At 69.8% G+C, this 12,530-nt stretch carries 14 protein-coding genes; 10 read left to right on the top strand and 4 right to left on the bottom strand.

Going from position 1 to position 12,530, the window contains the following annotated elements:
- Positions 1-148 precede the first annotated feature (148 nt).
- The gene (locus tag VMN58_12240) at positions 149-454 is read left to right on the top strand and encodes a hypothetical protein (GenBank protein ID HUF33966.1); all 306 of its coding nucleotides are present in this window, start codon (positions 149-151) and stop codon (positions 452-454) included.
- Positions 455-502: 48 nt separating this feature from the next.
- Positions 503-1,030 carry an HNH endonuclease signature motif containing protein gene (locus VMN58_12235; protein ID HUF33965.1) on the top strand — a complete coding sequence of 176 codons (528 nt, stop codon included), beginning with the start codon at positions 503-505 and terminating at the stop codon, positions 1,028-1,030.
- 6 nt (positions 1,031-1,036) lie between these two features.
- Here the strand turns inward: VMN58_12235 and VMN58_12230 are convergent, their stop codons facing one another.
- Positions 1,037-2,824, bottom strand: coding sequence for a M3 family oligoendopeptidase (locus tag VMN58_12230; protein ID HUF33964.1), 1,788 nt, complete (start codon positions 2,822-2,824; stop codon positions 1,037-1,039).
- Between the two features lie 102 nt (positions 2,825-2,926).
- On the opposite strand from VMN58_12230, the gene trkA reads away from it, so the two are divergent.
- Both trkA and VMN58_12220 read left to right on the top strand, forming a co-directional pair.
- Complete coding sequence (gene trkA, locus VMN58_12225; protein HUF33963.1) at positions 2,927-4,273, top strand: Trk system potassium transporter TrkA; 1,347 nt, start codon at positions 2,927-2,929, stop codon at positions 4,271-4,273.
- A 26-nt stretch (positions 4,274-4,299) separates the two neighbouring features.
- Entirely contained in the window at positions 4,300-5,769 is a 1,470-nt protein-coding gene (locus VMN58_12220) for a TrkH family potassium uptake protein (protein HUF33962.1), read from the top strand.
- 14 nt (positions 5,770-5,783) lie between these two features.
- On the opposite strand, the gene VMN58_12215 is transcribed toward VMN58_12220, so the two are convergent.
- Both VMN58_12215 and VMN58_12210 read right to left on the bottom strand, forming a co-directional pair.
- Entirely contained in the window at positions 5,784-6,581 is a 798-nt protein-coding gene (locus VMN58_12215) for an SDR family NAD(P)-dependent oxidoreductase (protein HUF33961.1), read from the bottom strand.
- Position 6,582: 1 nt separating this feature from the next.
- Positions 6,583-7,143 (bottom strand): carboxymuconolactone decarboxylase family protein, encoded by a 561-nt coding sequence (locus VMN58_12210; GenBank protein HUF33960.1) that lies wholly within the window; start codon positions 7,141-7,143, stop codon positions 6,583-6,585.
- A gap of 152 nt (positions 7,144-7,295) precedes the next feature.
- Between VMN58_12210 and VMN58_12205 the strand changes: the two genes are divergently transcribed.
- From VMN58_12205 to VMN58_12190, 4 genes are all read left to right on the top strand, one after another.
- The gene (locus VMN58_12205; GenBank protein HUF33959.1) at positions 7,296-8,321 is read left to right on the top strand and encodes an LLM class flavin-dependent oxidoreductase; all 1,026 of its coding nucleotides are present in this window, start codon (positions 7,296-7,298) and stop codon (positions 8,319-8,321) included.
- Positions 8,322-8,355: 34 nt separating this feature from the next.
- Positions 8,356-9,414 carry a TauD/TfdA family dioxygenase gene (locus VMN58_12200; GenBank protein HUF33958.1) on the top strand — a complete coding sequence of 353 codons (1,059 nt, stop codon included), beginning with the start codon at positions 8,356-8,358 and terminating at the stop codon, positions 9,412-9,414.
- A gap of 102 nt (positions 9,415-9,516) precedes the next feature.
- Complete coding sequence (locus tag VMN58_12195; GenBank protein ID HUF33957.1) at positions 9,517-9,783, top strand: type II toxin-antitoxin system Phd/YefM family antitoxin; 267 nt, start codon at positions 9,517-9,519, stop codon at positions 9,781-9,783.
- The gene (locus VMN58_12190) at positions 9,780-10,043 is read left to right on the top strand and encodes a type II toxin-antitoxin system RelE/ParE family toxin (GenBank protein HUF33956.1); all 264 of its coding nucleotides are present in this window, start codon (positions 9,780-9,782) and stop codon (positions 10,041-10,043) included. The genes VMN58_12195 and VMN58_12190 overlap by 4 nt, the downstream gene beginning before the upstream one ends.
- Positions 10,044-10,415: 372 nt before the next feature.
- On the opposite strand, the gene VMN58_12185 is transcribed toward VMN58_12190, so the two are convergent.
- Positions 10,416-10,853, bottom strand: a complete 438-nt coding sequence (locus VMN58_12185; GenBank protein ID HUF33955.1) for a hypothetical protein — start codon at positions 10,851-10,853, stop codon at positions 10,416-10,418.
- A gap of 248 nt (positions 10,854-11,101) precedes the next feature.
- Between VMN58_12185 and VMN58_12180 the strand changes: the two genes are divergently transcribed.
- Together VMN58_12180 and VMN58_12175 are read left to right on the top strand one after the other, a co-directional pair.
- Positions 11,102-11,848 carry a glycosyltransferase gene (locus VMN58_12180; GenBank protein ID HUF33954.1) on the top strand — a complete coding sequence of 249 codons (747 nt, stop codon included), beginning with the start codon at positions 11,102-11,104 and terminating at the stop codon, positions 11,846-11,848.
- Positions 11,849-11,953: 105 nt separating this feature from the next.
- Entirely contained in the window at positions 11,954-12,412 is a 459-nt protein-coding gene (locus VMN58_12175) for a hypothetical protein (protein ID HUF33953.1), read from the top strand.
- Positions 12,413-12,530: the final 118 nt, after the last annotated feature.

The following is a 12,530-nucleotide window of genomic DNA, read 5'->3' as shown; positions in this document are numbered from 1 at the left end:
GCCCTCCACGTCGCGGCATGCACCAACGACAACGATGCCGCATCTCCCGGCGTGGACGGTCGAAGCTCCATGGCCTGTCCATCCCTCAGCATCCGGCGACGGCCCCATCCTCGCAGGTCATCTCAAGGCGCCGACGTACGATCACCGGGTGAACCTGCCGGACGATCAGACCGAGCTCTCGCTCGAGCGAAGCGCCGGGCTCTCACCCACGTGGGTGGCCGTTGCCCTTCTCGCGGTCCTGGCAGTGCTCGCCGTCGTCGGCGTTGTTCGACTCGGTCAGCTAATCGACCGGACGGATTCCCTCATCGTGGAACAGCAGCGGGCCACCTGCTACGAGCGGCTGCAGTGGCTGGGTGATCCCTTTGACGACCATCCCGAGGGGGATGACCTTAGGGGCGCGACCTCCCGTCACTGCGAGGGCGATGCCCCGCTCATCGGCTTCGAGGACGACTGACCGAGCGGTGCGCAGCTCGTTCCTACCTGGGGTGTGCAGCACAACTGCGTGCTCTTGCGGTTCGCGTGCGGCGGTCGGGTGCAGTTCGTGATGACGATCAACGGCGAAGCGGTCGGGGTCGGGCGCGCCGAGCGGGTGGTTCCCCGCTGGCTGCGCCGGCTGGTGACGCGGCGTGACGGTCGCTGCCGCTGCTGCGGCGGGCCCATCCACCAGATCCACCACCTCTGGCACTGGTCACGAGGCGGACCGACGGACCTCGACAACTTGGTGGCGTTGTGCTGGACCTGCCACAACAACATCCACAACCACGGGTGGCGCATCAGCGGCGACCCCAACGCCACCCTGACGTTCTTCAACCAGTGGGGGACCGCGGTGACCACCACCGTCCAACCCCTACGCCGAAGCGTCGCCAAGCGCATGGCGAAGTACGACCCCCTCGCCGAACGACGCTTCGCACCCACACCGCAGCCTTCGCCGGACGGTGCGCGGACCCGATCATCGCCGCCGACCACCACCGGCGGTGAGCTGCCTGCACGGGCCGGGCCCGGTCCGGGCACCGCGCCCAGCCGCTGCTGACTGCCCTCAGGTAGGCAGCGCGGCGAGCTTCTCGAAGTCGTCGATGCGGGTCCGGATGACGTCGAGGCTGGCGTCCCAGAAGGCACGGTCGCGCACGTCGATGTCGAACCGGGCGGCGAGGTCGGCGGCTCCGGCGAGGCCGACGGACGAGAGCAGGTCGTCGTAGCCGGCCCGGAACCGCTCCGGGTCGGCCTGGTAGCGGGCGTAGAGGCCGAGACCGAACAGCAGCCCGAACGTGTACGGCCAGTTGTAGAAGGCGCTGGAGTAGTAGTGCGGCTTGGCCGCCCACATCCACGGGTGGCGGTGCTCGTCGTGGAGGCCGTCGCCGTAGGTGGCCTCCTGGGCCTCGGCCATGAGGGCGCACGCCTCGTCGGCCGACACCGTCCGCTTGGCGCGTGCCTCGCCGAAGGCGCGCTCGAACAGGAAGCGGCTGTGGATGTCGACGACGATCTGGCACGAGGCCTGGAGGTCGCCCTCGATCAGGCCGAGGCGCTCGTCGCCGGTCGCGGCGGCGAGGCCGTCCTGCATGAGGATGGTCTCGCAGAAGATGCTGGCCGTCTCGGCAAGGGCCATGGGGAGCTGGCGTTGCATCGGCGTCCGGTCTGCGAGCGTCACGTTGTGGTAGGCGTGGCCGAGCTCGTGGGCGAGGGTCGAGACGTCGCGCGCCGAGCCGTCGAAGTTCATGAGCACGAGCGACCGGTCGCCGTCGAAGCCCATGCAGAAGGCACCGTCGCGCTTGCCGTCGCGGGGTTCGGCGTCGATCCACCGCTCGTCGACGGCCCGGCGGGCGAGGCGCTCGAGCTGCGGTGAGTAGGAGCCGAACGAGGAGGTGACCGCGGCGGTGGCCTCCGACCACGTCTGCGACGGCTCGCCGCCGACCGGCGCGAACAGGTCCCACCACGGCAGACCACCCTCGTGGCCGAGGATCCCGGCCTTGGTACGCAGGTAGCGGCGGAAGTCGGGGAAGGCATCGACGCAGGCGCCTTGCATGGCCTCCAGGGTCTGGCGGTCGACCCCGTTGGAGAGCAGGGCGGGCTCGAGGTCGTCGGCGAACCCTCGCCTGCGGTTCAGGGTCGACGCCTCCCCCTTGATGGCGTTGAGGGCGGCGATGACGGGCACCGAGCTGGCCCGCCAGGCTCCCAGCTCGGCGTCGAAGGCCTCCCGTCGCCGCTCGGTGTCGGCGTCGTATGCGAGGCCGCGCACCTGGCTCATCGGCAGCTCCTCGCCGGCTACGGCGGCGGTGAGCTGGGAGGTGAAGGTGGTGTAGAGCCGCTGCCACGCGCTGGAGCCGGTGAGGGAGAGGTCGGCCTGGAGGGCTTCCTCGGGCTCGGTCATCTGGTGGGTGGAGCGCACCGTCGCCCGCTCGAGGGGGTAGGCGTGGTCGGCGGCGAGCTGGGAGCGCTTCGTGAGCTCCTCGTCGCCGAGTACGGCGACCCATGCGTCGAAGCGGCTCCGCAGCTTGGACAGCTCCGCCAGCTCGGCCTGCAACGACGACAGCTCTCCCTGGGCGAGGTCGTGGCGCGCGTCGGTGGTGACGAACGACGAGATGAAGGCGTACAGGACGCGCACCCGCTCGAGCACGTCGTTGGTCGCGTCCAGCACGGACTCGAAGGCCTCCACGGTCACCTCGTCGACGGGGCGGGTCTCACCACCCCGCACGTCGTGCTCGTCGTAGAGGCCTGACAGCCGGGTCAGCTCGGCGCCGAGCTCCTCACGGGCGGCGGCGAACTGGCGCGAGCCGAGATCGGGGAAGACGTCGCTCACGTCCCAGCGGGGCGGCAGGTCGATGCTCATGCCCTGATCCTACGAGGGCGGCACGACGCCGGCGGGAGCCCCGGGCGAGTCCTTCCCGTGGCATGGCGCCCGGTACCCCCTCCTACCCGCAAGACTGCGGCGGTGCACGTGGTCATCGTCGGAGCCGGTGAGGTTGGGTGGTACCTGGCGGAGCGTCTGGGCACCGAGCACGACGTGGTCGTGATCGAGCAGGACGAGTCCACGGCGAGCGCCATCGGTGAGGACCTCGACATCCAGGTCATCGTGGGGAACGGGTGCCACCCCTCGGTGCTGGCCGAGGCGGGCATCGAGCGCGCCTCGCTGCTGGCGGGGGTGACCCAGAGCGACGAGGTCAACCTCATCGCCTCGCTCCTCGCCAAGGGCGCGGGCGTCCCGAAGACGGTCGTGCGGGTCCAGACCGAGGAGCTGCGGGGTCCGGCGGGGCGGGAGCTGCTGTTGGCTGTCGGGGCCGACGTGGTGATCGACCCCGACGCCGACACGGCCGAGGAGATCCTCGAGCTCGCCCACCTGTCCGGCGCCGACGAGGTCTACCCCATGGTCGGTGGGGAGCTGGTGGTCATCGGTGCGGTCATCCGGTCGGGCTCGGCGGTGGCCGGCCGTCGGCTGAGCGAGGTCGGGGCGGAGTTCGAGCCGCACTGGCAGTTCCTCTTCGGGGCGGTGACCCGAGGTGGTGAGACCATCATCCCCCGGGGCGACGAGGTGCTCGAGGTCGGTGACCACGTGCGGGTGCTGACCACCAAGGTCGCTCGCCGCGAGACCCTGCAGCTGATCGGCGCCGTCAGCCGGCGGGTGCGTCGCTTGATGATCCTCGGCGGGGGCGCGGTGGGGTCGATGGTCGCCACGGCCATGTCGGCCGAGGGTGCCGAGGTGGTGATCATCGAGCGCGACCTCGTCCGGGCACAGCACCTCGCAGCCGCGTCGCCGAAGGTGCGGGTCATCCACGGCGACATCACCGACGTGGCGCTGCTGTCCGAGGAGTCGATCGCGACGATGGACGTGGTGGTCGCGACCTCTGGCGAGGACACCGCCAACGTGCTCGCCTGCGCCTACGCCGCCGCGGAGGGGTCCGGCTTCACCGTCGCGGTGATGCACCGGCTGGCGCTGCTGCCCCTTGTGGGCAAGTTCGGGATCGACGCGACCCTCAGCCCCCGGACGGCGTCGGCGAACGCGGTTCTGCGCGAGATGCGCGGCGGTGGCGGCTCGGTGGCCACGTTCCTGGAGAGCGACGTGGAGGTCAACGAGTTCACCGTCGCTCCGGGGAGCCCCGCCGACGGCGCCGTCGTGGCGGATCTCCACGTATCGCGCTCGGTCCTCCTGGGTGCCGCGGTGCACGCTGACGGCACGGTGGAGATCGTGCGCGGTCCGACGAGGCTGGTCGCCGGTGACAAGGTCGTGGTGTTCGCCCGCGCCAGCGACCTGCACAAGGCCAGTCAGCACCTCACCGCATGATCCTGGAGGGCGCCAGGGGCTGGTTGGTGCCATCCCAGCCGCGCCCGTCCCTGCCCATCCACGTCGCCGCGCTGTCGGCCACGGTGGCCGGGGTGGCCATGATGATCGCCGCGATGGTCGACCGGATCGACGGCGGGCCCGATGTCGCCGCCCTCGCCGTGTGCGGCGTTCCCACGACGGTCATCGGCCTGGTGGTCTGGCGCAGCACCGTCGTCCCGAAGGAGGTGCGCAGCCTCGGGGTCTTCCTGACCGTCACCATGGCCTGGGTCGCCCTCGCCGTCGTCGGCGCCGCACCGTATCTGGTGTCGGGTCGCCTCACGTCGTTCGACCAGGCGCTGTTCGAGTCGATCTCCGGCTTCACCACGACCGGCGCCACGATCTTGCGGCCGATCTCGGAGACGTCACAGGGGCTGCTGCTCTACCGGGCGATGACCCAGTGGATCGGGGGCATGGGGGTGATCGTGCTGGTCATCGCGGTCCTGCCCACCGTCGGCAGCGGGGCGATGAGCCTCATGACCGCCGAAGCACCCGGCCCACCCGGCGAGCGCTTGACGCCGAAGGTCCGTCAGACGGCGCGCAACCTCTGGTCGGTCTACGCCGGGTTCACGGCGGTGGTCGCCGTCGCCTACCTGGCCGCCGGGATGAGCATCTTCGACGGCGTCGCCCACGCCTTCACGACCGTGTCGACAGGCGGGTTCTCACCGCACGACGCGTCGCTCGCGCACTTCGAATCGGCAGCGGTCGAGTGGATCGCCATCACGGCCATGTTCCTGGCTGGTGGCAGCTTCGCCCTCTACTACCGGGCGCTGCGCGGCCGCCCGAGCCCGCTGCTCCGCTCGACCGAGTTCCGCGCCTATGCCGCGCTGGTGCTGATCGCGTCAGGCGTGGTGTTCGTCGTCGCCGACGTCGAATCGCCCATGGGGGAGCACGCTCGCGCCTCGCTGTTCTCGATCACGTCGGTCGTCTCGACGACCGGTTACGCCACGGCCGACTTCGGAGGGTGGAGCCAGGGGGCGCAGCTCATCGTCATGGTGCTGCTGCCCCTCGGGGCGATGGCCGGCTCGACCGCCGGCGGGGTGAAGATCGTCCGGCTCCTCGCTGTCGCCAGCTACGCACATCGCGCTGCCCTCAGCCAGCTCCACCCTCGCCTCGTGCGCCCGGTGCGCGTCGGCGACCGCGCCATCCCCGAGGAGATCGCCACGCGGATCGTCGGCTTCATGATCCTGGCGCTGGTGATCTTTGGCGGCGGTGCCGTGCTGATCGCCCTCACCGGGCCCGACATGATCACCTCGTTCTCGGCGTCGGCCTCCAGCTTCGGCAACGTCGGCCCGGGCCTCGGCGCCGTGAGCCCGGCGGGGGACTACCTGGCGCTGCCGTGGACGGCCCGCCTCGTCACCATGCTCCAGATGCTCCTCGGCCGCCTGGAGATCTATCCGGTGGTCCTGGCGCTGTCGGTGGTCACCATGCGGCGCAGGTCGCGTGCCACCACCGACTGATCGTCGGCAGCGGGTCAGAGCGACTGGCCGCCGTCGACAGAGAGGAGCACCCCGGTCACGAAGGCCGACTCGTCCGACGCGAGGAACAGGGCGGCGTTGGCGACGTCCCACGCGGTCCCCTGGTGGCCGAGCGGCACGACCGCGGCCCGGGCGGCGGCGATCTCGTCGCGGGTCCGGCCCGAGGCACGTGCTGCGGCGTCGACTGCCATGGGCGTGTCCATCAGCCCCGGCATGATGGCGTTGGCACGGATGTTGAACCGGGCGTTGCTGGCGGCGAGGGACTGCGTCAGGGCGTTCACACCGGCCTTGGAGATCTTGTAAGCCACGAGATTGCCCGGCACCTCGATCGCGGCGATGGACGAGATGTTGACGATGGCCCCGGCCCGCTGGTCCCGCATCACCGGCAGCACGTGCTTGCAGGTCAGCCACATGGCCTTGAGGTTGACGTCCATGATCCGGTCCCAGGCCCGCTCCTCGAGCGACGAGACTCCAGCGTCGCCTGCCCCGATGCCCACGTTGTTGTGGAGGATGTCGATCCGGCCGAGCGCGGCGTGGGCCGCCTCGATCATCCTGCGGCACACCTCCTCGGGCCCGATGGATGCCACGTGCGCCGTCACCTCACCGCCCGCCTCGCGGATCATGGCGACGGTCTCGTCGAGCGACTCCCTGTCGCGGTCGACCGCGAAGACGCGGGCGCCCTCGCGAGCGAACGTGAGGGCGGTGGCGCGGCCGTTGCCCACCGTCTCGCCCGGAGTCTGGCCGGCACCGACGACCACCGCCGTCTTGCCCGCCAGCCGTCCCCCGTCGCTCACCTCAGACCTCGCCCAGGCCGGGGAGCGGCCCCTCGGGTTGCACGCCAAAGGAGTTCAGCGCCCCGGCCAGCATGGCGTAGTGACCGGACAGGAAGGTCAGCTCGATCATCTGCTGGTCGGTGTAGCTCGATGCGAGCGCCTGCCAGGTCGCGTCGCCGAGGCAGTGCGCATCGTGGAGCTCGTCGACCGCGGTGACGAGGGCACGGTCGTGGTCGCTCCATCCGTCGGCCGACGGGCCTTCGGCGACCCGGAGGATCTCCTCGTCGCTGAGGCCGGCATCACGGGCGATCGAGATGTGCTGGCCCCACTCGTAGGCGGCGGCGCAGCGGAGCGCGGTGCGCAGGATCACCAGCTCGCGGTCGCGCTCGGGCAGCTTGCCGCCTCGTAGCAGCTTCCCGGCGAAGGTCGACCACCGCCGGTAGAGGCCTGGAGCACGCACCAGCGTGGCGAAGATGTTCAGCGGTCGGCTCTGGCCCGCCGCGCCCACCAGCTCGCGCTGGTCGTCGGTCATCTCGTCGAGGGTCAAGGGGGTGAGACGAGGGGCCGAAGGGTGGGTGCTCATGGCCGTGACCCTACGCCGCTGGCCTCTCCTCGGGCGTCGGTCCGCGGCACCTGTCGAGCGGGCGGTCACGAGGATGCGGGACGGGCCGGCGCGCTACCGTCGCGCCGACGGCGATGACCGATCGCCGTCCTCGCCCCGGGAGGAGCGCTGACGTGGAGCTGTGGAGCACCCGCACCCCCGAGGTGCGCACCGCAGAGGGCCAGGCCGAGCGGGCCGAGCTGGCGGGATGGGACGGCATCACCTTCACCGACTCACAGAACCTGGTCGGCGACCCGTTCGTGGCCGTGGCGCTCGCCTCCCGGGTGACGGAGAGGCTGCGCTTCGCCACGGCCGTGACCAACCTCGCCACCCGCCACCCCGCTGCTCTCGCCAACGTGGCCGTCACCGTGCAGGAGGAGTCGGGCGGGAGGTTCCTGCTGGGCGTCGGCCGGGGCGACACCGCCCTGTTCCATCTGGGCCGCACGCCCATGCCGGTCGCCCCGTTCGGCGAGCGGTTGCAGGAGCTGCAGACCTACCTGCGGGGTGGCTCGGTGGAGCTGAACGGGTTCGCGAGCCGGCTCCGGTGGCTGGACCGGACACGGGAGGCGAAGGTCCCCCTCGACGTGGCCGCGTCCGGGCCGAAGGTGATCGACCTTGCCGCTCGCGTCGCCGACCGCATCACCTTCGCCGTCGGCGCCGACCCCGACCGGCTCGCCTGGGCCATCGAGCTTGCCCGCTCGGCCGTGGCCGACGCGGGCCGGGAGCCCGGTGCGGTGGCGTTCGGCGCCTACGTCAACATCGGCTGCCATCCCGACGCAGAGACGGCTCGCTCTCTGATCGCCGGCGGCGTCGCCGCGTTCGCCCACTTCTCGTCCATGCCGGGCTCCACCGGGGCGGGCCTGGCCGAGAGGGACAAGGCGGTCGTGGCCGAGGTGGGGCATCGCTACGACAGCCACCAGCACCTGCGCAACGACGCCGCCCACACCGACGTCCTCGAGCCGGATTTCGTCGACCGCTTCGCCGTCGTCGGCAAGCCCGATCGCTGCGTCGAGCGGCTCGAGGGGCTCGCTCGCCTCGGGCTCGACCGCTTCGTCCTCACGGGACCGACGTTCGGGGGTGACCGTGAGGCATCCCGCTTGGCCGACCGACTGGTGCGCACCGAGGTGCTCCCGGCACTGCGCGAGGCAGCTCCCGCATGAGCGAGCACGACCCGCCCACCACCGGAGGTTCCCGATGACCACGACCGAGACCAGCACCGCCGTCGACCCGTCCGACCTCGAGCCGCTGGAGGAGCAGTGCGAGTGGCGCCGTGACGACCTCGGCGAGAGCTACGTCTTCCACCTCAGCGACGAGCACGTGTCCGAGCTCGACGCCGCCCTCCACGAAGCCGAGCGCCGCTGCGACGACGTGCTCGACGTCACCAAGGACCACTTCCCCCTCCCGACCCTCGGCCCCGAGCTGGCCCGCATCACCGACGAGCTCATCAACGGCCGGGGGGTCACGCTGATCCGCGGTCTGCCCATGGAGCGCTACTCGAAGGAGCGGGCGTCGACGATCTACTGGGGCGTCGGTGCCCACCTCGGTGCGCCCTGGCCGCAGAACGCCAAGGGCCACCTGCTCGGCGATGTGACCGACCAGGGACGCAGCTACACCGACGGGACCTCACGGGGCAACGAGATCGGCGGTGTGCCGTTCCCCTTCCACTCCGACGGCTCCGACCTCGTCGGGCTGTTCTGCCTCGACCCCGGCCTGCGAGGCGGTGCCAGCTTGGTGGCCAACATCGTCACCATCCACAACGAGCTGGTGCGCACCGACCCGGAGCTGGCCGCCGAGCTCTACCAGCCCTATCCCTACGACCTCCGAGGCGAGCAGCCGCCAGGAGGGAAGAGCTGGTACCTGATGCCGATCTGCAGCCGGAAGGGCGCCCGGCTCTTCGTGCGCTACATCCGCCCGTACATCGACTCGGTGACCCGCCACGAGGATGCCCCGCTGATCTCCGACCGGGCCCGGGAAGCCCTCGACCGAGTCGACGAGATGTGCGCCGACCCGAAGCACCACGTGAGCATGGTTCTGCAGCCGGGCGACATGCAGTTCATCAACAACTACCACGTGCTCCACGCCCGCAAGGGCTACGAGGACGACCGCGCCAGCGGCAAGGTCCGCCACCTCAAGCGCCTGTGGTTGGAGACCGAGCTGCTGGCCGACGACGAGAAGCCCGCACACTTCCGCCTCGGGCGCACCGACTCCTACTGGTCCCGCCAGGGCCGCACCAAGAGCGAGCTGGCGATCTAGCGCCGGAAGGCGCAGGCGCGTGGTGGGCGCAAAGGGACTCGAACCCCTGACCTCTGCCGTGGAAGGCGCCCGAGCCCGAGGAGGCGCCCCCGCCGAGGCTTCATGTACGATTCGTACATGAGCGATATCGCCGTGAGCGAAGCGAGGAGCCGGCTTGCCGAGATCATCGACGAGGCGAGGCGATCACGCGAGCCCGTCTATGTCACGCGGCGAGGTCGACGCGTGGCCGTGATCCTCGACGCCGACCTGTACGACCAGGTCGTCGAGGCGGCTGAGGACGCGATCGATCGATACGAGCTCGAAGCCGCTCGGGAAGAGGACGACTACGTGCCTTGGGATGAGGTCAAGGCGGACCTGGGCTTGGCGTGAGCCGCTATGAGGTCCACATCGCGCGTCGAGCGGTGAAGTCGCTTGCCCGTTTGCCCAGGCGTGAGCAGCAGCGGATCCGAGCTGCGATCGACCTGCTGGCAGACGAGCCTCGTCCGCCGGGGTGTGTGGCCCTCAAGGGCGAGGAGCGCGCCTACCGAGTTCGGGTCGGTGACTATCGGATCATCTACGAGGTGCACGACCGTCGCCTCGTCGTGCTCGTGGTGAGCGTGGGTCACCGCCGAGACGTCTACAGATCCTGACCAGTCGGCGCGGAGAGGCTCACCGCGGCAGTGCCGGCGTGCTGACCACGCGCTCTGGAGATCGGTGCCGCCGATAGGCGTCCGCATTTGAGGCTTCCGCGATCGGTAGACATCGCCCAGAGGCGTGTGGCGTCCTGCTCAGACGGCCCGCCGAGTGGCCTGGCATCGCCGACAGGAGGCCCGTGATCAACGCCCGTCTTCCGTCACGGTCAAGCCGTGGGCCAGCTGGAGGCGACAGCGACACCTCGTCGAGGTTGCTGCTCTCGGTCTCAAGGGGGGTCGACACGACGCATCGGATGCCGGCGATCGCGCTCGCTTCGGGGCACACCGCCCCCAGGCTGCCCGGTTTCCGCTCATGGCGGGCCGGCACCGTCAGTCGGCGAAGACGTCGCGGCTGAGCTGAATGAAGAAGGTGTGGTCGTGGCCCTTGTGCGGGTCCTCGGCGTTGTAGGCCTTGGGATCGGTGCCGTCGGGCACGGCTTCCTCGGTATAGATCGCACCGACAGGGCAGACGTCGGGTTGGTAGCAGGCGGTGCACGACGTGCACTCCTCCAGGTTCACGTACAGCAGGCTGTCCCCGAACACCCCGATGGAGTCCGGGTCGGGCGCGTGGGTGTTCTCGATCTCGCCGCTGCCGGCTTCGTCCTCGGAGAACAACACACCCTTGGCCTGATCGAGCTCGTAGATGCACTGGACCGGGCACACGTCGACACACGCACGGTCCTTCACGCCGATGCACGCTTCGGTGATGATGGCGAGGCCCGACATGGTGCGCTCCTGATCCATGGCCGTGTCGTCCCAGTCTCGCACCGACGGATCCGCACGTCGATCTGCTGAGCGGGCAGAGCGCTCCGGCGTGCTCGAGACCATCACTCAGACACGCGGCTGGCCCAGGATTCCTAGCCGCCATCCGTCCTGATCGACGCTGGAGATGCGCCGATCGGGGCGGAGGCGATGCGCCAGCTCGTGGGGATACTGAGTGCCCGATAGGTGCGATCGTCGTCGATACTCGTTCTGTGTCCGGGAGCATCGGTCAAGGCCGGGTCAGCGTCGTCACCGTGTCGTTCAACACCATCGAGTTCACCGCGCTGCTTCTTTGGTCGCTACACCGCGTCCTCGACGATGACGTCGAGGTGGTTGTGGTGGACAACGGCTCGAGCGACGGGTCAGGTCGGCTGCTCGCCGAAGCGTCCGAGGCAGGCCTCTGCCGACTGCTCGCCAACGACGAGAACACTCACCACGGCCCAGCCCTGAACCAGGCGATGGGAGAGCTTGTCGAGCAACCGACACCGCCCCGCTACGTGTGGATCCTCGACTCCGATGTGGTCATACGCCGTGGCGACGTGCTCCGTGAGGCACTGGCCGTCGCTGGGAGCGGCGCCGCGATCGTCGGCGAGCGCCACTGGGATCCATGGCATGAGATGCACCGCTTGGAGCTGTACAGCCTGCTCATCGATCCCATGCAGATCTGGCACCCTGGTGCACCCACCTTCCGGGACGATGGTGACCCGTCGTTCGAGCTCCTCGCAGCCGCCCAGCAGGCTGGCCTTGCTGCCGAGAACTTCCCTTTCGCAGCCGACGGGTATCTCATTCACCGGGGCAGGGCAAGCCTCGCGGGCGTCGTGACCAGCGATGATCGCTCTCACCCGCTCTACGAGTGGGCCCTCGAGCATCACGCACCCCACTTCGGAGGCATCCCAGGTGCCCGCGAGAGATACGAGTCGATCCTGACCCGCTTCCGATCTGAGGTGGGAGCGCTCGACGGGCCGTCTCTGATCGCCGCTTGCGAGTCACCTCCGACCTGACAGAAGACTTGACCGCTCGCGACGCGCCGATCCTTCTCGCCGGAGAGGCGGCCGCGTTCGATATTTGGTGTCGGTGATAGGTAGTCGCTCCTACGGTGGCGGTTCGTGCGCATCACCTTCTTCAAGATGGTGGAGGACCGCCTTTCGTACTGGGAGGCAGTTCGAGGGAAGCGAACCAGGATCCCCGGCACCCCGATGGCCCTCGGCCGCGGCGGCATGCCGCACGACCTCCTCCAGTTGCTGGTCGAAGGTACCGTCGGCATCGATGATGGCTTCTGGGGCAGCGTCGCCGCGGGGGCGACCTTCAGGAGCACCGGTCGCAAGCGGACCAAGCCCGGTCGCGCGGTGATCGCGCAGAACCGCGGCGGCATCGACAGGGCTGAGCACGTGGTCGGAGAGCACCTTCGCCGCTGGACGCACGGGGAACCGACCCCGTGTGCGGAGGTTCTCAACTTCTACGCCGGTCGGTGGGTGGCGCTTGATGATGGCGAGGGACTCACGATCGATTGGCCGAGCCTGACCTTCCTCAGAACGGTCGAGAGCGCCGGGAGCCCTGTTCGGTGACACCGGTGCTGTAGGCCAGTCTATGACCGATCACACTCCCCTCCACGGCGACGAGGTTCCCATCGACGACTCCCTCGCGCGCTCTCTCGTCGACACCCAGTTCCCTCGCTGGCGAGGG

It is taken from the genome of Acidimicrobiales bacterium, assembly GCA_035512495.1.
Classification (GTDB): domain Bacteria; phylum Actinomycetota; class Acidimicrobiia; order Acidimicrobiales; family CADCSY01; genus DATKDW01.
Note: the sequence above shows the minus strand (reverse complement) of the source record. Positions and strands in the feature narration are given on the sequence as shown.